The following is a 25,761-nucleotide window of genomic DNA, read 5'->3' as shown; positions in this document are numbered from 1 at the left end:
AGACCCTCCATGCTGAAAATTTTATGCGTATGTGGCTGCGGCCTCGGTTCAAGCTTTGCCATTGAAATGACGGCGAAGGCAGTTTTAAAGAAGCTGGAAATTCCCGCTCATATTGAACACACCACCGTTTCCGAAGCTGGGGCCTTTAAATCGGATATGATTCTGACGCAAAAAACCTTTGCCGACATCTTAACCGCCGATGCCAGTGAAGAAGAAATTAAACGTGTCGTGGTATTGAATAAACTTACTGATAAAGAGGAGATTGAAACCAAGATCGTCGCATTCTTAAAAGAACGTCATCTGAAGGTGGCTGATTATGAATAGCTTCGTTGCGTTTATCGTTAAGGATTTACTCGGCCAGGCATCCATCCTTATTGCTTTTATTGCCATGCTTGGCCTGATCCTGCAAAAGAAATCGCCAGGCAAAACCGCGGAAGGGACATTTAAAACGCTGCTCGGTTTCTTAATTATGATGGCCGGGATAAACATCATTGTCGCCACCCTGACCTTCCTGAATGATATCTTCACCCAGGGGTTTGGCATGAAAGGCTATATTACCGATGTGGCCGCCATCGCCGGGTTAGCGAATCGGGAATTAGGTTCGGAAGTGGCGCTGACGCTGCTGGTGATCTTTGCTGTCAACATTATTATCGCCCGTCTGACGCCGCTAAAATATATTTTCCTGACCGGCCAGGCGCTGCTGTGGATGGCGACAATTGGGGCTGTGATTGGCTATAAGTCCGGGCTCACTGGCGTACCGCTGATTTTAACCGGGGGTATCTTCGGCGGTGTGATGGCGGTCTTAATGCCGGCCCTGGCTCAGCCGGTGGTCAGGCGCATTACCGGGTCTGACGATGTGGCCCTGGGGCACTTCTGTACCATCGGCTATCTGGTGCAGGCTGCGGTCGCTAAAGTTGTCGGAAAAGGCTCTCGCTCCACGGAAGATCTCGAACTGCCTGATAACTTTAAGTTTCTGCAGGATACCTATCTGGCCATGGCGGTGGTGATGGTGCCGATGTATCTCATCCCGGCTATTGCGGCGGGGCCGCAGTACATCGCGCAATTCTCCGGCGGCATTAATTACCTGATGTATGCCTTCATGCAGTCCATTCAGTTTGTCGCCGGGGTCTTTGTCCTCTATAGCGGTGTGCGTTTATTACTCAATGAGCTGGTGCCGGCTTTTCGCGGTATCGCGATGCGTATTGTCCCGGATGCAAAGCCTGCTCTCGATTGCCCGGTGCTGTTTCCCTATGCGCCAAATGCGGTGATTGTCGGATTTCTGGCGACGACTGTCGGCTCGATTATCGGCATGCTGGTTTTCCCGATGTTCGGTCTGGCGATGATCCTCCCCGGGCTGTTAACCAACTTTTTCGCCGGCGGTACGGCAGGGGTATTTGGTAATGCGCTGGGCGGACGTCGCGGGGCGATGATCGGCGGGGTTATCCACGGTCTGTTTATCACTTTTCTGCCGGCTATTCTGGTGCCCATGCTGGAGAGCTACGGCTTTACGGGCGTCACCTTCAGCGATTCTGACGTCATCAGCTCCGGTCTGGTATTAGGCCACGCCTTCCAGAATAACTGGCTCTTTGTCGCCTTGTTTATTGTGTTTGTCGCCGCACTGGCATGGTTTGTAAACGGTAAATCCGCTAAGCCGAAAGGGGAAAATGTTCATGAGTCTGTATAATTTTAATGAGATTTTAAACATCGCTCAGGAAAGAAATTTTAAAGCGATTGGCTCGTTTAACTTGCACTGTATTGAGATGTTACCGGCTTTTTTCAAAGCCGCGCAAAACAGCCACAGCCCATTAATGATCCAAATATCAACCGGTACCGCAGAGTATCTGGGGTATCGGTTACTGGTCGATGCCGTGCGTTCATTAGCAGACAGTGAAAATATCCCGACCTGCCTGCACCTCGATCACTGCTCCGATATTAAAGCCATCGAGACGGCAATGAATGCGGGCTTTTCTTCGGTGATGTACGACGGGTCTCACTTAAGCCTCGAGGAAAATATCGGTAACACGCGGATTGTGGTGGAAATGGCCCGGCCGCGGAATATTACGGTAGAAGGTGAGCTGGGGGCGATCGGCGGGTCAGAGGATGGAAAAGCGGTGGCTGCCGAAGATATCTGTTTTACTACCGTCGACGACGCGAAACGTTTTGTGGAGGAGACGCAGGTCGATATGCTGGCCGTCTCGGTGGGCACTGTGCATGGCCTGTACACCGGTAAAGCGCAGATACAGCATGCGCGGCTGAAGGCGATAAGCGAAGCGACTGGCGTGCCGCTGGTGCTGCATGGCGGCACAGGCGTTAGTGACGACGATATGCGGCTGGCCGTCACTGAAGGGATTAATAAAGTGAACGTCGGAACGGAAATGAACGTGCAGTGGGTCGACCGCTGTAAATCAACGTTCGAGAAAGGAAAAGTAAATGACAGCGTACGGAAATTTTTAATTCCCGCCAACCAGGCAGTGACTGCCGTATTAATGGAAAAAATGGCGCTATTTAAATAGCGTTTTTACCGACACATATCTTTTGTTGCCCTGTCTTCCGCCAGGGAGGGAGCTTGCTATGTTTGAATCATTGAAAACGCTGTGGAAAAAAGAGCAAAACCCGCTGCAGGATTATGATCAACAGTCCCGTCAGCTGGCGGAAGAGATCGCCAGACTGGAAGGCGAATTACAGCGCCAGCCCGATAATAGCGACGTGCAAAAAACATTGATGTTGACTTACAACCGGGCATTATCGGTATATGCCAAGAGTAAGAGCCACCGGCAGGATATCGATGCGCTGTTTCTGCAGATTGATAATTTACGCAATATTATTCGTCGCAATATCTAGGAACAGAGAATGACCATAAAAGAACTGCTTATTGAGGCCGATGCCATTCAGGTTGGCGTTGTGGAATCCGACTGGCAGCGGGTAATAAAGTTGGCTGCCCGCCCGCTGGAGGCGAAAGGCTTTATTTCGGCGGAATATAGCCAGGCGGTGATCGATAATACCTTGAATCATGGCGCTTATTACGTTTTTGATGAAGGGATTGCCATCCCCCATGCCCGCCCCGAGTGCGGCGTCAGACGCAACTGCTTTAGCCTGGTGGTGCTGAAAAAGCCCATCCCGTTTGCGGACAGTGAAAAGGCGGACATTGTTATTATGTTTGGTGCCCGGGACAGCAATGCGCATATCGAGGAGGGCATCCGTTCCATCGTCGCGCTGCTGGATAACAATGACACCATGGCCAAACTGCGGACGGCCCGCAGCCGGGAGGAGGTCGTCGCATTACTATGAACAGACATCTGACCCCAGGCTGCAAAACGGCCATATTAATCAACGGCATTCCGGCGTCGGGGAAGAGCACCATCACCCGTTTGCTGGCGGAGACCTTTAGCCTGCCAGTGTTGACGATCGACGGCATCAAAGAGCCGTTTATGGCGCGCCTGGCCCCTGTCGACCGGCCGATGAATCGCCAGCTGGGCTGTGCGGCGTATGAGGTGATTTGGTCGATTGTCGGCGCGTCGCCTGCCAGCATGGTTTGGTTGATCGACGCCTGGTTCGGTTTTCAGCCGCGGGAGACCTTGCAGCGACTGCTACAGCAGGCGGGCGTGGAGCAGGTAATTGAGATCTGGAACCATATCACCCCGGAGCTGGCCGTCGCACGCTATGCCTCGCGGCTGGCGACGCGGCCGCCGGGCCACCCCGGCGAGGAGTATCTGCCGGAGCTGGCCCAGCTGGCCGGGCGGGCGCAGCCCATGTCTTTAGGGCCCGTATTGACGATAGACCAGCGGTATCCGCTGGAGATAAAACCGATTATTCACTGGCTTGAAGGCACGATCGCTGGAAAGCACGCCGGTTTGGCGGATTACGCTTACCCGCCCTAAGGCATACCCGCCAGGCGCAGCAGCGCGGTCACCACGGCGGCGGCGATAATCACGCCGATCAGCGGGACCTTGCGCCAGGCGAGGAACACGGCGGCAGCCACACCCAGAACGCGCGCCATGCCGGCGAAATGCGCCCCTTCATAGAAGGTGGTGGCCAGGGCGACGGAAAAAAGCAGCACCGTCGCCGCATCGGAAAGCAGCGCCTGCGAGCGCTCGGAAAATGCCAGCCGATTGCCGAGCTTCGCGCCGCCGAAGCGCATCAGATAGGTTCCCAGCGACAGGATGGCGATACCGGCGATAAACAGCGTCATATTGCCCATTATTTTTTCCTCGACAGTAAACCAAACAGCGAAAGCAGCACCGGCAGCCCGGTGGGCACAAACGGTACGGCGGCAAGCGCCAGTGCGGCGCCGCTGGCGGCGCGGATCAGCGTAGTGCGGTTTTTAAAGGCCGGGATCACCAGCGCCAGCAGGATCGCCGGGAAGACCGCATCAAGCCCGATGGTTTCCGGCGCTGGCAGCAGTTTGCCGACGGCCGCGCCGGTTAGCGTGCCGAGGGGCCAGATCAGCGCGACGCCGGCGCCGCACAGCCAGTAGGCCGCTTTGCGCTGCGCAGGGGTGGGCTGCGACAAGCCAAAGACCACGCTCTCGTCGTTCATAATGTGGCACCCGATAAAGCTTAAGGCGCGCCGACCAACCAGTTCGCGCACGGTCACCCCGAACGGGATATGGCGCGCGTTGACTAACAGGCCAGCGGCAGCGGCGGCCAGTGGGCTACCGCCGCTGGCGATAATGCCGATAAACATGAATTCAGAAGCGCCTGCCAGCACGGACACCGAAAGCAAGAGCGGCACCCATAAGGGGAAGCCGTAAGCCACCGCCAGCGACCCATAGGACATACCCACCACCCCGACGGCAAGGCAGACCAAAACGATCGCTTTTATCGTGTCTCCGCTGAGACTGGAGAGAGTTTGTTTCATATCATTTAGCCATATCGAACGAATTTCCATTATAATGAACACATAATAATCGTTTTTCAAGGCGAACGAATCGTTCGATATAAAAAACAAAGGGGCGGGTATGACACAGCCAATCAGCGTTATTGCCAAAAGCCTGGTGCGGGAGCGGGCGCGGACCGGTCTCTCGCTGGCGGAAGTCGCGCGTCGGGCGGGTATCGCAAAATCCACGCTATCGCAACTGGAGTCCGGCAACGGCAATCCGAGTCTGGAAACGCTGTGGTCGCTCTGCGTGGCGCTGGATATCCCGTTTGCCCGCCTGCTTGAGCCGCAGGTGAACAAAACGCAGGTGATCCGCCGCGGAGAGGGGACAAAGGTGGTGGCGGAGCAGGCGAACTATCAGGCCATTTTGCTGGCCGCTTGTCCGCCAGGCGCGCGTCGGGACATCTATTTACTGTTAACCCAGCCCGGCGCCGATCGTATTTCGCATCCGCATCCGCCAGGCTCGGTGGAACATATTATCGTCACCCAGGGGCGGGCGCGGGTAGGGCTGACGTCGGCGCCGGAAGAGCTCGGCGAGGGCGACTATATCTGCTACCCGGCGGATCAGGAGCATGTTTTTCAGGCGCTGGAGCCGGATACGCAGGCTCTGCTGATCGCTGAGCAAAACTGACATCGCGTCGGCGGGGGACGCGCGCTCGCTGGACGTCATAGCCATATTGCGGGAAACTAGCTTTCCTATGCGAAAACAGGGATTTTTATGTCGCTGAAAGCCATTGCCAAACAACTTGGGATCTCCGTCACGACCGTCAGCCGGGCGTTGAACGGCTATGACGATGTGTCACAGGAGACCCGCGCCCGGGTTGAGGCTGAAGCGCAGCGCCGGGGCTATCGCCCCAACACTTTCGCCCGCCGTCTGAAAATGGGCACCATTGATGCCGTTGGTCTCGTCTTTCCTGTCCGCCCCGCGCCGCTCAACAATAACGTTTTTCTTGAGATGGTTGGGGAGATCAGCCATGAGCTGGCGCGCCATGACATTGATTTGTTGCTGATCGCCGATGATGAACAGGCGGATAAACATGGCTATATGCGCATGGTGCAGGGCCGTCGCGTCGACGCTTTAATCGTGGCCCATACCCTGGATGACGATCCGCGGCTGGCGCAGCTGCAGGCCTCTGGCTTTCCGTTTCTGGCGCTCGGCCGTAGCCGCCTGGCGCAGCCCTACGCCTGGTTTGATTTCGATAACTATGCCGGCACCTGCCGCGCCACCCGCCATCTGATTCAACAGGGCCACCAGCGTATCGCTCTGCTGGGTGAGAACAACAATCAGGCGTTTATTTTGCAACGGCGTAACGGCTATCTCGATGCTCTGCGCGAGGCGGGGTTATCCGATGCATGGCTGCGTAGCGTGCCGGCGACGCGCCGAGGCGGCTATCAGGCCACGCTGGAGTTGCTGCGCCTGCCGGAGCCGCCCACCGCGATCATTACCGACTGCAATACTCATGGCGATGGCGCCGCCATGGCGCTCGCCCATCTGGGCCGTTTGACCGGTGACAACCGCGTCGCCTTAGTAGTGTATGACGGCTTGCCGCAGGACAGCATCATTGAGACCGACGTTGCCGCGGTGATCCAGTCCACGCGCCAGGGTGTGGGACGGCAGATTGCCGATATGGTCCGCCGCTTAATTGCTGGCGAGGATCTGGCCTCGCTGCAGGTGCTCTGGCAGCCCGAATTCATCCCCGGCGAAACTGCCTGACCTGACCCCTTTTTAACCCGTAATTCTGAAGCCGATCACGAATCCGAAACGTTTTGGTTGGCATCCGAAACGTTTCGGATCAACAGTAAGACATTCCTTGTTATGGAGATGTCTGATGTCTGATTCGCTGATTCACCTGCAAAGCGCCGGTGCCGATGTTGTCATTAAAACTCGCCCTTTCGCCGAAATTGTCTACTGGGGGCCACATTTAAGCCACTTTTCACCGCAGGATGCCGACAGCCTGACGCGCCCGGTCGCCAACGGCAGACTGGATGTCGATTCGCCAGTGACCTTAATGGCGGAGCTGGGCCATGGCCTGTTTGGTGCGCCGGGCATTGAAGGCCATCGTCAGGGTCTGGATGCCTCTCCGCTGTTCACCACCAGCGAAGTGCGGCACGAGGGCCAGACGCTGACCCTGGTCAGCGAAGATCCACAGGCCGGCCTGCGTCTGCACAGCGAGATCGCGCTGGATGCCAGCGGCGTGCTGAGCGTGCGCCATGGCGTGACCAATCTGCGCGCCAGCCCATGGCAGGTGGATCGCCTGGCGGTCACATTGCCGGTCGCCGAACGCGCTCGCGAGGTGATGGCTTTCCATGGCCGCTGGATCCGCGAGTTTCAGCCTCACCGCCTGACGCTGGAGCACGACAGCTTTGTGCTGGAGAACCGCCGCGGGCGCACCTCTCACGAACATTTCCCGGCCCTGATCACCGGCAGCCGCGCCTTTAGCGAGATGCAGGGTGAAGTCTGGGGTGTACATCTGGCCTGGAGCGGTAACCATCGCCTGCGGGCGGAGGTGAAAACCGATGGCCGTCGCTATCTGCAGGCCGAGGCGCTCTATCTGCCGGGCGAAATGGCGCTGGCGGAAGGGGAAACCTTGTGGACGCCGTACCTGTATGCCAGCTACTCGGCGAACGGGCTGAACGGCATGAGCCAGCAGTTCCATCGTTATCTGCGCGAACGGATTATTCGCTTCCCGGGTAACAAGCCGCGCCCGGTGCATCTCAACACCTGGGAGGGGATCTATTTCGACCACGACCCGGACTACATCATGCGTATGGCTGACGAGGCGGCGGCGCTGGGCGTCGAGCGCTTTATTATCGATGACGGCTGGTTTAAAGGGCGCAACGACGACTGGGCGGCGCTTGGGGACTGGTATCTTGATGAGAAAAAATACCCCTACGGCCTGACGCCGGTTATCGATCATGTGAAATCGCTGGGGATGGAATTCGGTATCTGGGTGGAGCCGGAAATGATTAACCCGGATTCCGATCTGTACCGGGCGCACCCGGACTGGGTGCTGGCGCTGCCGGGCTATACCCCGCTGACCGGCCGCCATCAGTTTGTCCTGAACCTCAACATTCCGGAAGCGTTTGATTATCTGCTGGAGCGGATGAGCTGGCTGCTGGGCGAGCACGCGGTGGACTACGTGAAGTGGGATATGAACCGCGAGCTGGTGCAGCCTGGGCATCAGGGACGCGCCGCCGCGGACGCGCAAACGCGCCAGTTCTACCGCCTGCTGGATACACTGGTGGCCCGTTTCCCGCACATTGAATTTGAATCCTGCTCCTCCGGGGGCGGACGCATCGATTATGAAGTCCTCAAGCGCAGCCATCGCTTCTGGGCGTCTGACAACAATGACGCCCTTGAGCGCAACACTATCCAGCGCGGCATGAGCTACTTCTTCCCGCCGGAGGTGATGGGCGCGCACATCGGTAATCGCCACTGTCATGCCACCTTCCGCCAGCACAGTATTGCCTTCCGCGGCCTGACGGCGCTGTTTGGTCATATGGGACTTGAGCTGGACCCGGTGAGCGCTGATGAAGAAGAGCGCGCCGGATACCGGAAATATGCGGCCTTGCATAAACAGTGGCGCGACGTGATCCATCACGGCGTGCAGTGGCGGATGGATATGCCGGACGCTACCACCCTTGCCCATGGCGTCGTCAGTCCGGATAAAGCGCAGGCAATTTTCCTCGTCAGCCAGCTGGCGATGCCGGACTACACCCTGATGGCGCCGCTGCGCCTGGCGGGGCTGGAGGCGAACGCCCGCTATCAGGTGACGCTCCTCGATCATCCGAACATTCAGATCACCGGCGAGGGCGGCCACACCATGCGGAAGCTGCCGGCATGGATGACGACGCCGCAGACGGTGAGCGGTGAGTGGCTACAGCAGGCGGGGCTGGCGCTGCCCATCCTCGACCCGGAAAGCGCCATTCTGATTGGCCTGCAACGCGTGTGATGGTATCGGGCCGCGTCGCGGCCCTTCTTGAGGAAAATATAATGAACCCGACCGTCTGTACCCACAAAAACAACCCCAACTTCTGGATTTTCGGGCTGTTCTTCTTTCTCTACTTCTTCATCATGGCCACCTGCTTTCCGTTTCTGCCGATCTGGCTGTCGGACGTCATCGGCCTGAATAAAACCGAAACCGGCCTCGTTTTCTCCAGCCTGTCGCTGTTTGCCATCTGTTTCCAGCCGGTCCTCGGGGTGATCTCTGACAAGCTGGGGCTGAAAAAACACCTGATGTGGATCGTGACCGTTCTGCTGGTGCTGATTGCTCCCTTCTTCCTCTATGTTTTCGCTCCGCTGCTGAAAACCAACATCTGGCTCGGGGCGCTGAGCGGCGGCGCCTATATCGGCTTTGTATTCTCCGCAGGCGCCGGCGCGATGGAGGCCTATATCGAACGGGTAAGCCGCAACAGCGGTTTTGAATACGGCAAGGCGCGCACCTTTGGCTGTCTGGGATGGGCGCTGTGCGCGACTACTGCCGGAATGCTGTTCAGCATTAATCCCGAATGGGTGTTCTGGATGGGGTCAGCCGCCGCGCTGCTGTTGGTGGTGCTGGTGGCCATCGCCAAACCGCAGGCCAGTCAGTCCGCGCAGGTGATGGATTCGCTCGGCGCCAATCGCCCGGCGATCGATTTAAAAACGGCGGTGCGCATGTTCCGCCAGCGTAAGATGTGGATGTTTATTCTGTATGTTATCGGCGTGGCCTGCGTGTATGACGTTTTCGATCAGCAGTTCGCCACCTTCTTCAAATCGTTCTTTGCGACCCCGGAAGCGGGCACCCGCGCCTTTGGTTTCGCCACCACTGCGGGAGAAATATGTAACGCCATCATTATGTTCAGCTCGCCGTGGATTATTAACCGCATCGGGGCGAAGAATACCCTGCTGATCGCCGGGATGGTCATGGCGGCAAGAATGATTGGCTCTTCCTTCGCCACTACGGCCGCGGAAGTCGTAGCGTTGAAAATGCTCCATGCGCTGGAGGTGCCGTTCCTGCTGGTGGGCGCCTTTAAATACATTACCGGCGTGTTTGATGTCCGGCTGTCGGCGACCATTTACCTGGTGGGCTTCCAGTTCGCCAAGCAGGTGGCGGCGATCTTCCTCTCCGCCTTCGCCGGCAATATGTACGATCGGATCGGCTTTCAGGATACCTATATGATCCTCGGCGGTATTGCCCTGACGGTTACCTTAATCTCAGCGTTTACGTTAGCGGGTAAGGCGAAAACCGAGCCGCTTCGGGATAATGCGATGATTGTTTAATTATCAACATTCCGTGGCACAGGGAGGTGCCTGACAGAGAAGGAAGATGTCATGATGGATATGAAAAAACGTATGAACAGCGGCGAGCTTTACCTGGATGCAGGATATGGCTTGCCGGAGCAGCGACTGATGGGTAAAGCGCGAGCCTATGAATATAATCATTCGCATCCGTTTAATCAGGAATTGCGCAACGATATTATTCAGCGCATGTTCGCTAAAGTCGGCGAACAATGCTGGATAGAACCGCCGATCAATATTGCCTATGGGATCCATACGACGATTGGTGACAATTTTTACGCCAATTTTAACCTCACGTTGGTCGACGATGCGGACATTATCATCGGCAATAACGTCATGTTTGCACCAAATGTCACCATCTCCACCGCCGGACATCCCATCCACCCCGCGCTGCGCCATACGCATCAACAATTTTCTTTACCGGTGGTGATTGAAGATGGGGTCTGGTTAGGCACGGGGGTGATTATTAATCCAGGGGTAACGATTGGTGAGAATTCGGTCATTGGCGCGGGCAGTGTGGTGAATCGTTCCATACCGGCGAATGTGGTTGCCGCAGGCGTACCTTGCCGGGTATTAAGAGAAATTACCGATGCGGATAAAGACAAATACGCTCTTTTCCCCGGATGATGGGCGATAGAGACAGGGTGGCATGAGGGATCGTGTTATCTGTTTTGCATCGCCGCCGTTGAACCGGCCTCCAGCCCGGATGGGGTGGAGGCCGGGGAAGGTACTACCCGGCATCGCGGTGTTTCACGCCAGATAAAACACTTCTTTGAGCTCCGCGCTCAGCGGGCTGTTATCCGGGTTGCTGGGCATCACCTCGCGCATGTATTTCCACCAGCGCTGGCACACTTCCGTGCTGGCGACCGCCTCCCAGCGGGCTTCCGACTCAATCTCCACCGTCGCGAACAGCAGATGGCGTTCTTTATCGAGATAAATGGCGTAATGGTGCGCGCCGTGGTCCTTCAGCACAGCCTCCAGTTCTGGCCAGATGGGGTTATGGCGGCGCTGGTACTCCTCGTGCGCGTCGGGGTTCACCTGCATGACAAAGGCTTTACGGATCATAATGCCTCCAGATAGAGCTCGCGAACCTCATCGCGGCTGGCGGGGCGCGGGTTACACGGCGCGCAAGGGTCGGCCAGCGCTTTATCCAGCCAGCCTTCGATATCGGCTTTGCTGACGCCAAGCTGGCTGAAGCCCTGGGGGATCCCCACGCGTTTGCTCAGCGCGCGGATGGCGTTGATGGCCTCCATGCTGGCAGCCTCATCGCTCATGCCGCGGGTATCGACGCCCATCGCCTGCGCCACGCGGGCAAAGCGCGCCACCGCGTTCGGGCGGTTAAAGTTTTCGATGATCGGCAGCAGGATGGCGTTGCACACCCCGTGCGGCAGGTTGTGGGTGGCGCCAGGCTGATGGGCCAGGGCGTGTACCAGCCCGAGACCGGCGCTATTGAACGCCATGCCCGCCAGGTATTGGCCAAACGCCATCTGCTCGCGGGCCTGCAGATCGTGACCATCGTCTACCGCTTTCGGCAGCCACAGGTTGATCAGGCGAATGGCCTCGAGGGCGTTGGCGTCGGTCAGGGGATGGGCGCCAACGGAGACAAAGGCCTCGATGGCGTGGGTCAGGGCATCCATGCCGGTGGCGGCGGTAACGGCTGGCGGGATGTCGAGCATCACGCTGGCGTCGTCGACGGCGATATCCGGGATCAGGTTGGGGTCGATAATCACCTCTTTCACCTGCCGCTCGCTATCGATAATCACTGCGTTGCTGGTCATCTCCGCCGCTGTGCCGGCGGTGGTGTTGATGGCCACCAGCGGCACGCCAGCGTTTTTCACTTTGCCGACGCCGGAGTAGGCTGTGGAGGGGCCAGGGTTGGTGGTGAGGATTTTTATCGCCTTGGCGGTATCAATCGGGCTGCCGCCGCCGAAGGCGATCAGGTAATCGCAGTGTGCCGCCTGGTACGCCGCGTAGCCTTGCTGCACCAGCGCTTCGGTGGGGTTGGGGAACACGTCGTCAAACAGCTGGTAAGCCATCTGCTGTTTATCCAGCGCGGAAAACAGACTGTCCAGCAGGCCCAGCTTCACCAGTTGACCGTCGGTGACGATCAGCGCCTTGCCCCACTGCTTACCGGCCACCAGTTTAACCATATCACCGATAGCGCCTGCGCCGTGGAGGCTGATTTTAGGTAGTGCCAACATAAAACTCATGATAATTCTCCTTAATGTTGATTTTGGAAAATCCGTTTCCCCTCACCCCAGCCCTCTCCCGCAGGGAGAGGGGGAAAACCGGTCCCGGACTACAGGCTGCCTGCGTGCGCCGGGCAGTCCCCTCTCCCTTGGGGAGAGGGCCAGGGTGAGGGGGAAATTAACATCGTCTTCGCTGCATCATCCGCCGGGTCATAATCGGCAGGGAGATCACCACGATCAGCATGGCGCCGATAATCACCGACATCACGATGCCGGGGACGTTCAGCAGGCTCAGGCCGAAGGTCACCAGCCCCATCAGAAAGGCGGCAATGATCACCCCGGGCATGCTGCCGGAGCCGCCGAGAATATTGACGCCGCCGAGCACCGCCATGGTGACAACCGCCAGCTCCCAACCCATCGCCAGGGTAGGGCGGGTACTGCCGAGCCGTGAGGTCAGCAGGACCGCCGCCAGCCCGGCCATCAGCCCGACCAGCGCGAACAGCACCAGGTTATGACGCTTAACATTGATCCCCGAAAACCAGGCGCCGGTCGGGTTATTGCCGATGGCGTAGGTCCGGCGACCAAAGTTGGTTTTATGCAGCAGGAAGGTGAAGGCGGCCGCGAGGAGGATAAACAGCGCAAACTCAAAAGAGAGCGCCCCCCACACGTAGCCCTGGCCGAACCAGGCGAAGCTCTCCGGATAGTGATTGAGCGCCTGATCGCCCAGCAGGATATAGGTGATGCCGCGATACAGGCTCATGGTGCCGATGGTGATCACAATGGACGACAGGTTAAAGCGAGTCACCAGCAAGCCGTTGAACAGGCCGCACAGCAGACCTACGCCCAGGCCGATGATCACCAGCAGCGGCGTGTCCACCCCCGCTGCCGCGCAGAAGCCCATCACCGTTGAGCTGAGCGCCATCGTCGAGGCCACCGACAGATCGATTTCCCGGGCGATAATCAGCATCGCCATCGGCAGGACGACGATCGCCTTCTCGGTAAAGGTAAAGGTCGCGTCCGAGAGGTTCCAGATATTGAGGAAGTACGGGGAAGCCACCGCGTTGCCGATAAATACCGCCAGGGTGACCGCCAGTAAAAACCCTTCCCAGCACAGCAGGCGGCGCAGCGGCGACGGCGCGGCCGGGGCGTTTTTCATCTCTTCAGATACCATCATTTTGCTCATGATTTCACCGCCTGTTTCTGTCGGGCTAACGCCGCGTTGCGCAGGATTAACCGCCCGTGACCGCGATTGCCGCGCTCGTTGAGCAGCACCGCCATGACGATCACCGCCCCGGAAATCGCCATTTGCCAGAAGGGCGAGATGCCGATCACCGGCAGGGCGTTATTGATGACCCCGAGGAACAGCGCGCCGCACAGGCAGCCCAGCACCCGTCCGCTTCCGCCCATGGTGCTGATACCGCCGATCACGCAGGCCGCTATCACCTGCAGTTCAAAGCCGTTCGCCACGTCGACATAGGCGACAGCGAAACGCGAGATCCACAGATAGCCGCAGAAGCCGGCCAGCGCGCCGGAGAGACAGAAGCTGACGAACTGCATTTTTCCGGCGTTAATGCCGGTGTAGTACGCCGCCGTCGCGTTGCCACCCGCGGTGTACAAGGCCCGGCCGGTGCGGCTGTAGCGCAGGAAATACCCTACCAGCAGCAGCGCGGCGATGGCGCACCAGCTCAGCAGCGGCAGCCCCAGGAGCGTGCTGCGCGGCAGACTGAGAAAATCAGCGCTCATCTGATGTGAGTTAACCCAGCCGCCGTCAGTCAGCAGGAAGATAATGCCGCGATAAATGCTCATGGTGCCCAGGGTCACCACGATGGCGGGAATGCCGAGGCGCCAGACCAGCAGGCCGTTAATCATCCCCATCAGCAGGCCCAGCAGGGTTGCCAGCGCCAGCAGCGCCACCACCGGAATACCCGGATAGTGGGCGTTAAGCAGGGCAACGATCATCCCGGTCAGCGCCAGGTTGGCGGCCATCGACAGATCGATGCCTTTGGTGAGCAACACCATCATCTGGCCGAGGGCGAGAATGATAAGGATGGCGGTATCGTTAAACATCTCCACCAGATTGCCCGGTGAAACGAACGACGGCGCCCGGCTGCCGATGGCGCCGATCATCAAAATGATGACCAAAGCCAGCAGCGCTTCGCGATGTTTAAGCCATGCGTGTCCCATCATGCCGCCTCCTGGCCGATGCCGCTGGCCGCGCTAACGATGATTTCCGCTGTCGCTTCCCCGGCCTGGTATTCGGCGACCATCAGCCCTTCGTGCATCACGATAATCCGGTCGGCCATGCCCATGACTTCCGGCAGCTCTGACGACACCATAATCACCGCCAGTCCCTGGCTGACCAGCTCGGACATAAACTGATGCACGGCGGCTTTTGAGCCGATATCGATGCCTTTGGTCGGCTCGTCGAGGATAATCACCTCGGGGTGGGTCGCCAGCCATTTGCCGATCACCACTTTCTGCTGATTGCCGCCAGAGAGGGTCTCCACCGGCTGCCGCCAGCTGAAGGCTTTAACCTGCAGGCGCGAGGCGTACTCGTCCGCCAGCCGCCATTCCCGGGCGTCGTTCAGGACGCCGTTAGGATTGAGCTTGCTGAGCTGCGGCAGACTGATGTTCTGGGCGATGGGCAGGGCGATGATCGCCCCCTGTTTCTGCCGCTCTTCCGGCACGCAGACGATGCCCGCGCGGATGGCGTCGGCGGGCTGGCGAAAGCGCATGGGGCTGCCGTTCAGGCGGATCTCGCCGGAGGAGGGACGCGAGACACCGGAGAGCGCCTGCATCAGCTCGGTGCGTCCGGCGCCCACCAGGCCGTAAAAGCCGAGAATTTCGCCCTTGCGCAGGCGGAAGCTGATATGGGCAAACTCGGTAGGATGACAGAGATCGGTCACCTCCAGCACCGTTTCTCCGGGCGTGCAGTCGATTTTCGGGTAGGTTTGGGTGATCGCCCGGCCCACCATCATCGACACCATTCGCTCTTCGGTGATGTCGCTTATCGCCCCGGAGCTGACGTACACCCCATCGCGCAGGATGGTGTAATAATCGGCCAGCTCGAAAATTTCATCGAACTTATGCGAGATAAACAGGATCGCTTTGCCGTCCAGCTTCAGACGCTCAACGATGTGATAAAACTCCAGGATTTCATGCTGGGAGAGGGCGGCGGTCGGCTCATCGAGGATCACCACCTGGGCGTCGAAAGCCAGCGCCCGGGCAATCGCCACCATGTGCCGCTGGGCGATGCTGAGGGTTTTCAGCGTGGCCCGCGGGTCGATCTGGACTTCCAGCCGGGTGAGGATCTCGCTGGCTCTGCGGTGCATCGCCGGCCAGTCGAGCGTTTTTAACAGTCCCTTATACAGATACTGGCCGACGAAAATATTTTCACTGACCGAGAGTTCGTCAAACAGCACGGTTTCCTGGTGAATGGCGGTGATCCCTACCTTATGCGCCGATTCCGGCGTTGGCAGATGAATAGGGATCGCTTTATAGAGGATCTCGCCCTCTTCGGGCTGATAAATACCGGTCATCACTTTGACCAGCGTGGATTTCCCCGCGCCGTTTTCGCCGATTAAGGCGGTCACTTTGCCGGGCCAGAGATCAAGCTGCACGTTCTCAAGGGCGCGCACACCGGGAAAAATCTTGGTGATCCCCTTCAGCGACAGCAGTGGCGTTGATGCTGACATGATAGTTCTCCACAAAAATCACCCCTCACCCTAACCCTCTCCCCAAAGGGGCGTGGGTACGGTCCGGCGTCCGCTGGCCACATCGTGCAGAGGACCAGCCTTTCCCCCTCTCCCTCCGGGAGAGGGCCGGGGTGAGGGAACAAGGGTTAGAAAATTTTCGAGAACTTATCGATGTTGCTCGCATCGTAGACGAACGGCTCGGCCATCGCGCCATTCCCCTCAGCATCCAGCTTCACTTTGCCCAGCTTGCCCATACTGGCTTCGGTTTTGGTCGCCGTGCCTTTGACTAAATCGTCGGCCAGATAGGTGGCGGCGTAGCCCAGGTCAATCGGGTTCCAGATGGCGAAGCTTTTGCTGGCGCCGGACTTGATCGCGCCGGCCATTTCCGACGGCAGCCCCAGCCCGGTGACATAGACTTTGCCGATTTTGCCCTGATCCTTCACCGCCTGCGCGGCGGCAACAATGCCCACCGACGACGGCGAAACAATGACTTTCAGGTCCGGATATGATTTCAGCAGGCCCACCGCTTCGCGGTAGCTTTTATCCGACAGATCGTCCCCGTAGGCGACGGTGACCAGCTGTACGGACGGATACTGCGGCAGCACCTTTTTCATCTCCTCAATCCAGATGTTCTGATTAGTGGAGGTTGGGGTGGCGCTTAACACGGCCACCTCGCCTTTCTCAACGTTCAGCGCCTTCAGCGCATCGGCGGCGAGCTTGACGTTGGTTTCGCCAATTAAGGCGTTATTCGAGGGGTTAAGATGGATCTGGCGGCCTGCCGGCGCCACGCCGGAGTCCCACGAGACCACCTTGATGCCGCGCTGCATCGCTTTTTTCAGCACCGGTACCACGGCGTCCGGATCGTTGGCGGAAATGGCGATCGCATCCACGCCCTGGGCGATCAACCCGTTCAGCACATCGATCTGCGCTTCGGCGGTGGTAGTGGTCGGGCCGGTGTAGATCACTTTGACATCACCTAACTCTTTGGCTGCCTGTTGGGCGCCAGCGTTGGCGGCTTCGAAGAAGCCATTTCCCAGCGATTTCGCCACAAGGGCGATTTTAACTTCGGCTAAGGCGGAACCGGACAACGCCAGGGCGGCAACGGTGAGGATCAAGCTTGTCTTTGTTTTCATTGCTTTTACTCCACATGAGTTAGTTTTGTAGGGTTTGCAGGTGATATTTCGCCCCGTCTCGGTGAGCGGGGCGCGATGTTGTTATGGATAAAGATCTAAAGCGGACTGCAGCGGCTGCACATTGAAGCGTTTACCAAGGGCGATAAGCTCTTCGCGGGTGATGGTCTGCTTCATCCCGCCCATCGACAAGACTTTCACCAGCACTTCGGCGGACTTCTCGGCAGTGTCGATCAGGCCGAAGGTCTCATCCAGCGTGGGGCCGCTGCCGAAGACGCCGTGGAATGGCCACAGCACCAGCGAGTGTTTTTGCATGGTTTCGGCGGTCGCCTGGCCGATTTCATCGGTGCCCGGTACCATCCACGGCAGAATGCCGACGCCGTCCGGGAAGACCACCAGACATTCGGTACTGCCTTCCCACAGCTTGCGGGTGAACAGATCGCTGTGGTTCTCCAGAACATAGGTCAGGGCGATCAGGTTGGTGGCATGGCAGTGCATGATCACCCGGTCTTTGCCGCCGGTCAGTTTGATACGCTCGCTGTGCGACAGGAAGTGTGCCGGCAGCTCGGAGGTCGGTACGGCATCCTCGGTGAGGCCCCACAGGATATGGTATCCCGCGCCATCGCTATCGACCTTTACCACGCCGAGGTTAGCGGCCGGGTCGAGCTGGACGTTACGGAAGAATTTGCCGGAGCCGGTGACGATAAATGGCTGGTTGGCCAGGATTGGCATCGGCTGGCTGAGGGCGATGTAGCGCGGTTTGGCGTGGAAATCCGCCGCGTAAGGTTCGATATCCGCTTCATCCAGACGCAGCGTCAGGTTGCCGCCGTTGCGTTCGTCCCAGCCTTTCAGCCAGGCGTCGGAGGTGGCTTTGATCATGCCCTGGACGAACCAGGCGTCGATAATGGTCTGCATAGTCTTGTCTTTCCTGTTGATTCGGTGCGGGGTTGACCCCCTCACCCTAACCCTCTCCCCACAGGGGAGAGGGAACTGTTCGGTGCGCTCTGGCAACATCGCGCAGTTCGTAGCCCGGGTAAGGCATCAGCCGCGACCCGGGGAAGCCCGTGCATTACCCGCGCTGGCTCAGAACCGCATTCTCATAAGCCCGTACGTTGTCCAGCCACTGACTGCCCGCCGGCGTGTCGTGACGCTGACAGTACATCTCCCAGATAGCCTGCCACGGCAGCGATTTTTGCTCTTCGAGCAGCGCCAGGCGGGCGGTGTAATCGCCGTCGTTCTCCAGCTGACGAAGCTGAGCAGTTGGTTCCAGCAGGGCGCGCAGCAGCGCTTTTTTCATATTCCGGGTACCAATCACCCAGGCTGCGATGCGGTTGATGGAGGCATCGAAGAAGTCGAGGCCGATGTGCACGCGGTCAAACAGGTTATGGCGAATGATTTCACTGGCGATGGCCTGGGTTTCATCATCCAGCAGCACCACGTGGTCGCTGTCCCAACGTACCGGGCGGCTGACGTGCAGCAGCAGGCGCGGGATGTAGAGCATGGCGGCAGAGATTTTGTCGGAGATCACTTCCGTCGGGTGGAAATGGCCGGCATCGAGACACAGCGCCGTCTGGCGGCTGGTGGCGTAGCCCATATAGAACTCGTTGGAGCCGACGGTGTAGCTTTCGGCGCCGATGCCGAACAGCTTGCTCTCCACGGCGTCAATATGGTGCGCCGGGTCGAGCTTCTCGCTGATCACTTCATCAAGGGCATTCAGCAACCGCTGGCGCGGCGCGAAGCGGTCAACGGTAATATCTTTCATGCCGTCCGGCACCCAGATATTCATCACCGATGGGGTACCCAGCTGTTCGCCAAAATAAGCGGATACGCGACGGCTGGCTTTGCAGTGGTCGATCCAGAACTGGCGGATCTCATCGTTGGCGTGCGACAGGGTAAAGCCGTCGGCGCTCAGCGGATGCGAGAAGCAGGAGGGGTTGAAATCCAGCCCCAGTTTGTTGGCTTTCGCCCACGTAACCCAGTTTTTAAAGTGCTCCGGCTTAATCTCATTGCGCGCTACCGGCGCGTCGGATTCCAGGTAAATAGCGTGCAGGTTGAGACGCTTTGGTCCCGGGATCAGGCTCAGCGCCTGCTCAAGGTCGGCGCGTAGCTCTTCAGCATTGCGCGCTTTGCCTGGGTAGTTGCCGGTCGCCTGGATGCCGCCGGTCAGGCTTCCCGCCGGGTTTTCGAAACCGGCGACGTCGTCACCCTGCCAGCAGTGCATGGAGACGGGCAGACGGTCCAGCTGGCGCAGGGCCTCCTCGACATCCACGCCGACGGCGGCGTAGCGCTGCTTAGCAATTTCCCAGGCTTGTTCAAGTTGAGTGGTCATGCGCAAAGCTCCTTGGTCTGTTGTGGCTGAAACTGCGCCACGAAACGGGCAATTTCACTATCAGGATTGGGGGTAAAAGCGGTGAGCGCCGCGTTGTCGCGCACCACTTGACGAAACTCATCGACATTGGCCAGCTCGTCGAGGGTCATTAACTGGATGCCGATATTGCCGAGGGTGGAGGCCTCCACCGGGCCGGCCACGACGGCGATCCCGCAGGCGTCAGCGCACAGCTGGTTAAGCAGCGCGTTCTGGCAGCCGCCGCCGACGATATGCAGCTGGCTGAAGGGCTGGCCGCGCAGCGCCGCCAGCTCGTTAAGCACCCGGGCGTAGAGCAGCGCCAGGCTGTCGAAAATGCAGCGCGCCAGCTCGGCATCGCTTTCAGGAACGGGCTGCCCGGCATCGCGACAGGCGGCCTGGATCTCGGCGCTCATACTGGCCGGGTTGATAAAGCGGTCATCGTTGCAGTCAATCATGAAGCGGCACGCCGGTAGCGCGGCGGTGCGGGCGATCAGCCCCTGCAGGTCGCTGACGTGTTGTTCTTTCAGCACCCGCTGCAGCAGCCACAGGCCCATGATATTTTTCAGCACCCGGTAGCGGCCTTCCGCTCCGCCTTCGTTGGTGATATTGGCCTGCAGCGCCGCGTCGCAGGTGTATGGGGTCAGGCTTTCAAACCCCATCAGCGACCAGGTGCCGGAGGAGAGATAGGCGGCATGGCGGTCAGCCAGCGGAGAGGCGATCACCGCGCTGGCGGTGTCGTGGCTGGCGACCGCGACCACCGGAATACGGTTGCCTTGCGGGCAGATCCAGTAGCCTGTCACATTGCCGGGATGGGTTGGGGTGCCAAACCACTCGCGCGGCGCGCCGGCCCAGTTCAGCAGCGTCTCATCCCAGCTATCGCTATTGATGTTAACCAGCTGGGTGGTGGTGGCGTTGGTATATTCCCAGTTCAGATTGCCGGTCAGGCGGAAGCTGAAATAGTCGGGGATCAGCAGGGCATGCGCGGCCTGACTGACCAGCTCCGGCTGCTGCTCCACCAGGGCGCGCAGCTGGTAAAGGGTGTTAAACGGCAGAAACTGAATACCACTGCGGCGATAGATCTCCGCCCGGCCCAGTTGTTCTTCAGCGTGACGTAGCAGGCCTTGGGTGCGGTCGTCGCGATAGGAGATCGGCAGTCCGACGCGCTGGCCCTGCTTATCCAGCAGGACATAATCCACCCCCCAGGTATCGATGCCGATACTGTCGATCAGGATGCCCTGCTCACACACTTTCTCCAGCCCGCGACGGATCTCGCCTTCCAGGCTATCCACATCCCAGCAGTCGAAGCCATCCACCTTCTGCAGGCTGTTGGTGAAGCGATGGATTTCCCGCAGGGTCAGGGCGCGTGGCCCGGACTGATAGCTGGCGAGCATCACCCGCCCGCTGGAGGCGCCTAAATCGACGGCGACACAATGACGAATACTCATGGAAAGACCCTTCTTAAAATCATTGTCCGCAGTCTAAAAAAGGCCGCTTACTGACACCTTCTCGCTACGGACAGTCAAAACTGGCCGCTGGCAAGAAAGCAAAGGTGACCGTGAGGGAAATCACAATTTGCGGTTTTAGGGGGTGGCGAGGGGGATGTGATGGCGTCCGCAGTTCCGTATCTTTCCGACTGATTCTTGAAAAAGCGGCAGGATTTACGAATTTCATGGTCAAAAATTGAAGGCCGGATAGCCAACCCTTCATTACTATCAGCCGGTGACTGATAATTTTTCTCATTACGAGGGTGGCATCATGACCATATTGCACAGTACGGATTTCTTTAAGGCCGGGATCTCGACGGTGGCTATTGAACCCCGCCTCCCTCAGTCGGCCTTTCCGGAACATCACCATGATTTCCATGAAATTGTCATCGTGGAGCAGGGCACGGGTATTCACGTCTTCAATGGTCAGCCCTATACCATCGGCGGCGGTTCGGTCTGCTTTATTCGCGATCACGACCGGCATCTGTACGAGCATACGGATAACCTGTGTCTGACCAACGTGCTCTATCGCGCGCCAGATGCGTTTCGTTTTCTCGCCGGGGTCAGCCAACTGCTGCCCCAGGAGCAGGAGGGGAACTACCCGTCGCACTGGCGGGTGAACCAGACGGTCCTGCAGCAGGTTCGGCATATCGTGGCGCAGATGGAGGCCATGGGGAGCGAAACGGATACCCATGCCGTCGCCAGCCGTGAGATCCTGTTTATGCAGCTGCTGGTGCTGTTGCGTAAAAGCAGTCTTGCGGAAGAGGCTACCAACAATGATGCGCGGCTGAATCAGCTGCTGGCCTGGCTGGAAGATCATTTTGCCCAGGAGATCTGCTGGGAGGAGGTGGCGGCGCAGTTTTCGCTGTCGCTGCGTACCCTGCACCGCCAGCTGAAGCAGCAGACCGGCCTGACGCCGCAGCGCTATCTTAATCGGGTGCGCCTGATGAAGGCCCGGCATCTGCTGCGCCACAGCGATGAAAGCGTGACTGATATCGCTTTTCGCTGCGGCTTCGGCGACAGTAACCACTTTTCGACGCTTTTTCGCCGCGAATTTGACTGGTCGCCGCGCGATATCCGCCAGGGCCGCGACGCCATTCTTCAGTAACGCGAGAAGAGTCAACGTATTGCGGGCTAAAAACGCGAATAATGCGCCCTTATCCGCGTTTGGAGTGTGAGCCGTGGCCGGTCTGATTCTACGTAAAGAGGAGTTTTTCCCTTCCGCCACGCAGGCAGTGGCGGTGGCTGACCGCTACCCGCAAAATGTTTTTGCCGAGCATACCCACGAGTTCTGCGAGCTGGTGCTGGTGTGGCGCGGCAACGGGCTGCACGTCCTTAACGATCGCCCCTGGCGCATTACCCGCGGCGATCTGTTCTATATTCGCGCCGAAGATAAACACTCCTATGCTTCGGTTAATGATTTAGTCCTGCAGAACATCATCTATTGCCCGGAGCGGCTGCAGCTCAATTTTGACTGGGCGGGGACGATCCCTGGCCTCTTTGGCACGCCGTGGAAGCCCCACTGGCGCATGGGCAGCACAGGTATGGCGCAGGCGCGCCAGGTGATTAGCCAGCTTGAGCATGAGTGCGCCCGGCGCGACGCGCAGGGAAATGCGATGGCCGAACTGCTTTTTGCCCAGCTGGCGCTGACGTTGCAGCGCCATCGCTACGCGACGGATGATCCCGCGGCGACGCAGCGCGAAGCGCTGCTGGACAAACTGCTGGCCGCGCTGGCGGCCAGCCTCAGCCGCCCCTTTGTTCTGGAGCGTTTCTGCGAGCAGGAGGGCGGCAGCGAGCGGGCGCTTCGCCAGCAGTTTCGCCAGCAAACCGGGATGACCATCAATCACTATTTACGCCAGCTGCGGATCTGCCATGCGCAGTATCTGCTGCAGCATACCGAGCGCTTAATCGGCGATATCGCCATGCAGTGCGGCTTTGAGGACAGTAACTACTTTTCGGTGGTTTTTAGCCGGGAAATCGGCATGTCGCCGGGGCAGTGGCGGCAGCGCAGTCGCGCCGCCGCCTGAAGACCGTCGTTGTCTGGCTGATGACCCGGTGGTTAACTGGCCATTCCCAGACCGACGATATTGGCGGCGATGATGATCACCACGCAGCCGAGGCTCAGGACGCTCACCGGACGACGACCGGCGTTGTTCCACTCCTTCAGCACCAGACCCACCAGACCGCCGCACAGCACGTAGAAACTCATGTGCAGCATCCAGCTCATATAGTCATACTGCGCCGGAATGCTGGCGTGGCCCCAGGCATAGAAGAAGAACTGGAGATACCACATCAGGCCGCCGAGGGCGGAGAGCAGAAGGTTGCTGATGATGAGCGGTTTGGCCAGCGAGAAATCGGCTTTGACTGACAGACTCTTCACTTTCGCCAGACGAATAAAGCAGAAGCCGAGGTTGACCAGCGCCCCGCCGCCCATAATGACTACGTAGCTTGGCAGCGCCGCGTACAGCGGGTCGACGCCGAGCGCTGCGGCGGCGTCATGCATCGGTTTGGCGGCGTTCATCGCGAACGACATCCCTGCTGAGAAGATGCCGCACATCACCGCCAGCAGAAGTCCTTTCTTCAGATTGAACTCTTCGGCTTTGATGCCCATTTTGCGCTCTTTCAACTGGCCTGCGCGGGTGACGATGCCGACGCCAATCACCGCCACCAGCACGCCGAGCAGCGTCATTTGACCGCCCTGGGTGTGCATCAGCACTGCAAACTGACCGTTAATAATCGGCGTCATCAGCGTGCCGACAATCAGCGTGATGCCAATGGCGATGCCAATCCCCATCGACATGCCAAGATAGCGCATGGTCAGGCCATAGTTGATATTACCTATGCCCCACATGGCGCCGAACAGAAAGACCGGCAGCAGCGTGGAGGCGTTAAAGGAGCGGTAGTAGGCCCAGAAATCGGGTAACAGTGTGGCGCTGATGGCCCAGGGCAGGATCAGCCAGGAGACGATCCCTCCAACCGACCACATGGTTTCCCACGACCAGTGTTTTACTTTTTTGAACGGGGCATAGAAACAGGCGGCACTGGCGGCCCCTATCAAATGCCAAAAAATACCCATCGTAATCGCGTGGTTCATTGATTTTATCCTCATCTTTTTTATCGGAGACGGCGGCTTCCGATGTGATGAGTGTAAAAATTAGCCGCTTTGGCCGCCTTCAAGCCGTTGCCACAGGATGGCGAACCCTGGCAACCATGGGCTTAATTAGTTGTTCTACATCACAAAATGGCGGGTATTTCTTCTGGTTATATCCATATGAAAAATACGGCATTGATAAGCATTTTCAATACCATTTAATTAACTATAATGGACAAACTGCTTACGCGGCGTTAACACTTGAGCCGCTCGACAATAATGGAGATGATTATGAGCTATACCCTGCCATCCCTGCCGTACGCTTACGATGCTCTGGAACCGCACTTCGACAAGCAGACGATGGAGATCCATCACACTAAACACCATCAGACCTACGTGAACAATGCCAACGCCGCGCTGGAAAGCCTGCCGGAGTTCGCTAACCTGTCCGCTGAAGAGCTGATCACCAAGCTGGATCAACTGCCGGCTGACAAAAAAACCGTACTGCGTAACAACGCGGGCGGCCACGCTAACCACAGCCTGTTCTGGAAAGGCCTGAAAACCGGCACCACCCTGCAGGGCGACCTGAAAGCGGCTATCGAGCGCGATTTCGGCTCTGTAGACAATTTCAAAGCGGAATTCGAAAAAGCCGCTGCGACCCGTTTCGGCTCCGGCTGGGCGTGGCTGGTACTGAAAGGTGACAAACTGGCCGTTGTCTCCACCGCCAACCAGGATTCCCCGCTGATGGGCGAAGCCATTTCCGGCGCTTCCGGCTTCCCGATCCTGGGTCTGGACGTGTGGGAACACGCTTACTACCTGAAATTCCAGAACCGTCGCCCGGACTACATCAAAGCCTTCTGGGACGTAGTGAACTGGGACGAAGCTGCAGCGCGTTTTGCCGCTAAAAAATAAGGTTGCATTGCGCTAAGAGAGAAGCGAGTCTGATGACTCGCTTTTTTTATATCTGTAGCAAGGAGAGCAGCCATGCATTATCCGGTGAATGTCTTTGTCGGCAAAATCAGGGACTACGCGGGCAGTCGCCCCAGCGCGATCGGCAAAATCCAGGTCGATGGCGAATTGCAGCTCGGCGATCTCGGCCTCGATGGGGATGAGCAGGCGGAGAAGAACATACACGGCGGGCCGGACCGCGCGCTGTGCCACTATCCGCGCGAACACTATGCCGACTGGATGCGTGAATTCCCCCAGCAGGCCGAGCGCTTCTGCGCGCCGGCGTTCGGCGAAAACCTCTCCACCACCGGGCTTACCGAGCAAAATGTTTATATCGGCGATATCTTTCGCTGGGGCGAGGCGCTGATCCAGGTCACCCAGCCGCGATCGCCGTGCTTCAAGCTCAACTTTCATTTTGCGATCGGTGATATGGCGCAGCTGGTGCAAAACAGCGGGAAGACCGGCTGGTTGTATCGGGTGATTGCCGGGGGGCAAGTCTCCAGCGATGCGCCCCTCGAACTGGTTTCCCGGCTGAGCGATGTCAGTGTCCATGAGGCCGGGGCGATTGCCTGGCAGATGCCGTTTGATGATGATCAGTATCATCGTTTATTGTCGGCTGCGGGCCTGTCGGTGAGCTGGAGCAGAACGATGCAGAAGCGGCGTTTAAGCGGCAAGATCGAGGATAGTTCGCGGAGATTGTGGGGGAAATAATTCCCCCATATTG

General features: G+C 58.5%; 27 protein-coding genes. 15 read left to right on the top strand and 12 right to left on the bottom strand.

Translation table 11 applies throughout. The annotated features are described in order from the left end of the window. The first annotated feature begins 9 nt into the window (after positions 1–9). Genes DTA24_RS27675 through DTA24_RS27650 form a run of 6 tightly spaced genes read left to right on the top strand, consistent with a single transcriptional unit; the run spans position 10 to position 3,878 of the window. Positions 10–324, top strand: coding sequence for a PTS sugar transporter subunit IIB (locus DTA24_RS27675; protein ID WP_004151864.1), 315 nt, complete (start codon positions 10–12; stop codon positions 322–324). Further along, complete coding sequence (locus tag DTA24_RS27670; protein ID WP_004203642.1) at positions 317–1,684, top strand: PTS sugar transporter subunit IIC; 1,368 nt, start codon at positions 317–319, stop codon at positions 1,682–1,684. The genes DTA24_RS27675 and DTA24_RS27670 overlap by 8 nt, the downstream gene beginning before the upstream one ends. After that, a complete protein-coding gene (locus DTA24_RS27665; protein WP_008807896.1) occupies positions 1,671–2,513 on the top strand; it encodes a class II fructose-bisphosphate aldolase in 843 nt (280 codons plus the stop codon). The genes DTA24_RS27670 and DTA24_RS27665 overlap by 14 nt, the downstream gene beginning before the upstream one ends. 58 nt (positions 2,514–2,571) lie before the next feature. Next, positions 2,572–2,841, top strand: a complete 270-nt coding sequence (locus DTA24_RS27660; protein WP_002882858.1) for a hypothetical protein — start codon at positions 2,572–2,574, stop codon at positions 2,839–2,841. A gap of 9 nt (positions 2,842–2,850) precedes the next feature. Continuing rightward, positions 2,851–3,288 (top strand): PTS sugar transporter subunit IIA, encoded by a 438-nt coding sequence (locus DTA24_RS27655; RefSeq protein WP_008807895.1) that lies wholly within the window; start codon positions 2,851–2,853, stop codon positions 3,286–3,288. Then, complete coding sequence (locus tag DTA24_RS27650) at positions 3,285–3,878, top strand: AAA family ATPase (protein ID WP_008807894.1); 594 nt, start codon at positions 3,285–3,287, stop codon at positions 3,876–3,878. The genes DTA24_RS27655 and DTA24_RS27650 overlap by 4 nt, the downstream gene beginning before the upstream one ends. Here the strand turns inward: DTA24_RS27650 and DTA24_RS27645 are convergent. Together DTA24_RS27645 and DTA24_RS27640 are read right to left on the bottom strand one after the other, a co-directional pair. Further along, positions 3,875–4,198, bottom strand: coding sequence for an AzlD domain-containing protein (locus tag DTA24_RS27645; RefSeq protein ID WP_123837154.1), 324 nt, complete (start codon positions 4,196–4,198; stop codon positions 3,875–3,877). The two genes, DTA24_RS27650 and DTA24_RS27645, sit on opposite strands and share 4 nt — an antisense overlap. Next, positions 4,198–4,857, bottom strand: a complete 660-nt coding sequence (locus DTA24_RS27640; protein WP_008807892.1) for an AzlC family ABC transporter permease — start codon at positions 4,855–4,857, stop codon at positions 4,198–4,200. The genes DTA24_RS27645 and DTA24_RS27640 overlap by 1 nt, the downstream gene beginning before the upstream one ends. A gap of 100 nt (positions 4,858–4,957) precedes the next feature. Here DTA24_RS27640 and DTA24_RS27635 point away from each other — a divergent pair, with 100 nt between their 5' ends. The 5 genes from DTA24_RS27635 (at position 4,958) to DTA24_RS27615 (ending at position 10,780) form a co-directional block, all read left to right on the top strand. Further along, a complete protein-coding gene (locus tag DTA24_RS27635; RefSeq protein ID WP_002882865.1) occupies positions 4,958–5,506 on the top strand; it encodes a helix-turn-helix domain-containing protein in 549 nt (182 codons plus the stop codon). A gap of 87 nt (positions 5,507–5,593) precedes the next feature. Next, on the top strand, positions 5,594–6,589 hold the full coding sequence (locus tag DTA24_RS27630; protein ID WP_008807891.1) for a substrate-binding domain-containing protein: 996 nt from the start codon (positions 5,594–5,596) through the stop codon (positions 6,587–6,589). A 115-nt stretch (positions 6,590–6,704) separates the two neighbouring features. After that, the gene (locus tag DTA24_RS27625) at positions 6,705–8,828 is read left to right on the top strand and encodes an alpha-galactosidase (protein WP_008807890.1); all 2,124 of its coding nucleotides are present in this window, start codon (positions 6,705–6,707) and stop codon (positions 8,826–8,828) included. Positions 8,829–8,869: 41 nt separating this feature from the next. Beyond that, positions 8,870–10,135: an MFS transporter gene (locus DTA24_RS27620; RefSeq protein WP_012969227.1), complete on the top strand. Its 1,266-nt coding sequence runs from the start codon at positions 8,870–8,872 to the stop codon at positions 10,133–10,135. 51 nt (positions 10,136–10,186) lie between these two features. Next, positions 10,187–10,780, top strand: a complete 594-nt coding sequence (locus DTA24_RS27615) for a maltose acetyltransferase domain-containing protein (RefSeq protein ID WP_023296853.1) — start codon at positions 10,187–10,189, stop codon at positions 10,778–10,780. A 123-nt stretch (positions 10,781–10,903) separates the two neighbouring features. Here DTA24_RS27615 and rhaM read toward each other — a convergent pair whose 3' ends face one another. The 9 genes from rhaM to rhaB form a co-directional block, all read right to left on the bottom strand. Further along, positions 10,904–11,218, bottom strand: coding sequence for an L-rhamnose mutarotase (gene rhaM, locus DTA24_RS27610; RefSeq protein WP_002882870.1), 315 nt, complete (start codon positions 11,216–11,218; stop codon positions 10,904–10,906). After that, on the bottom strand, positions 11,215–12,363 hold the full coding sequence (gene fucO, locus DTA24_RS27605) for a lactaldehyde reductase (protein WP_012969224.1): 1,149 nt from the start codon (positions 12,361–12,363) through the stop codon (positions 11,215–11,217). Before fucO ends, rhaM begins: the two co-directional genes overlap by 4 nt. A 157-nt stretch (positions 12,364–12,520) precedes the next feature. After that, complete coding sequence (locus DTA24_RS27600) at positions 12,521–13,525, bottom strand: ABC transporter permease (RefSeq protein ID WP_022064611.1); 1,005 nt, start codon at positions 13,523–13,525, stop codon at positions 12,521–12,523. Beyond that, on the bottom strand, positions 13,522–14,529 hold the full coding sequence (locus DTA24_RS27595; protein ID WP_012969222.1) for an ABC transporter permease: 1,008 nt from the start codon (positions 14,527–14,529) through the stop codon (positions 13,522–13,524). Before DTA24_RS27595 ends, DTA24_RS27600 begins: the two co-directional genes overlap by 4 nt. Continuing rightward, on the bottom strand, positions 14,526–16,037 hold the full coding sequence (locus DTA24_RS27590; protein WP_123837153.1) for a sugar ABC transporter ATP-binding protein: 1,512 nt from the start codon (positions 16,035–16,037) through the stop codon (positions 14,526–14,528). The genes DTA24_RS27595 and DTA24_RS27590 overlap by 4 nt, the downstream gene beginning before the upstream one ends. Before the next feature lie 146 nt (positions 16,038–16,183). After that, complete coding sequence (gene rhaS / locus DTA24_RS27585; protein ID WP_022064613.1) at positions 16,184–17,170, bottom strand: rhamnose ABC transporter substrate-binding protein; 987 nt, start codon at positions 17,168–17,170, stop codon at positions 16,184–16,186. An 81-nt stretch (positions 17,171–17,251) separates the two neighbouring features. Continuing rightward, positions 17,252–18,082: a rhamnulose-1-phosphate aldolase gene (gene rhaD / locus DTA24_RS27580; RefSeq protein ID WP_008807883.1), complete on the bottom strand. Its 831-nt coding sequence runs from the start codon at positions 18,080–18,082 to the stop codon at positions 17,252–17,254. Positions 18,083–18,236: 154 nt separating this feature from the next. Next, entirely contained in the window at positions 18,237–19,496 is a 1,260-nt protein-coding gene (gene rhaA / locus DTA24_RS27575) for an L-rhamnose isomerase (protein ID WP_012543272.1), read from the bottom strand. Then, complete coding sequence (gene rhaB / locus DTA24_RS27570) at positions 19,493–20,959, bottom strand: rhamnulokinase (protein WP_123837152.1); 1,467 nt, start codon at positions 20,957–20,959, stop codon at positions 19,493–19,495. Before rhaB ends, rhaA begins: the two co-directional genes overlap by 4 nt. Positions 20,960–21,269: 310 nt before the next feature. On the opposite strand from rhaB, the gene rhaS (DTA24_RS27560) reads away from it, so the two are divergent. After that, on the top strand, positions 21,270–22,106 hold the full coding sequence (gene rhaS, locus DTA24_RS27560) for an HTH-type transcriptional activator RhaS (RefSeq protein WP_008807880.1): 837 nt from the start codon (positions 21,270–21,272) through the stop codon (positions 22,104–22,106). Between the two features lie 73 nt (positions 22,107–22,179). Further along, on the top strand, positions 22,180–23,025 hold the full coding sequence (gene rhaR, locus DTA24_RS27555; protein WP_008807878.1) for an HTH-type transcriptional activator RhaR: 846 nt from the start codon (positions 22,180–22,182) through the stop codon (positions 23,023–23,025). A 32-nt stretch (positions 23,026–23,057) separates the two neighbouring features. Here rhaR and rhaT read toward each other — a convergent pair whose 3' ends face one another. After that, the gene (gene rhaT, locus DTA24_RS27550; RefSeq protein ID WP_046622711.1) at positions 23,058–24,092 is read right to left on the bottom strand and encodes an L-rhamnose/proton symporter RhaT; all 1,035 of its coding nucleotides are present in this window, start codon (positions 24,090–24,092) and stop codon (positions 23,058–23,060) included. Positions 24,093–24,380: 288 nt separating this feature from the next. Between rhaT and sodA the strand changes: the two genes are divergently transcribed. Together sodA and yiiM are read left to right on the top strand one after the other, a co-directional pair. Beyond that, a complete protein-coding gene (sodA, locus tag DTA24_RS27545) occupies positions 24,381–25,001 on the top strand; it encodes a superoxide dismutase [Mn] (protein WP_004203668.1) in 621 nt (206 codons plus the stop codon). 72 nt (positions 25,002–25,073) lie between these two features. Then, positions 25,074–25,748, top strand: a complete 675-nt coding sequence (gene yiiM / locus DTA24_RS27540) for a 6-hydroxyaminopurine reductase (RefSeq protein ID WP_117249037.1) — start codon at positions 25,074–25,076, stop codon at positions 25,746–25,748. The last annotated feature ends 13 nt before the right edge of the window (positions 25,749–25,761 follow it).

The organism is Klebsiella sp. P1CD1 (assembly GCF_003790505.1).
In the GTDB taxonomy this organism is placed as follows: Bacteria; Pseudomonadota; Gammaproteobacteria; order Enterobacterales; family Enterobacteriaceae; genus Klebsiella; species Klebsiella variicola.
This window is presented reverse-complemented; position numbering and strand designations above follow the sequence as displayed.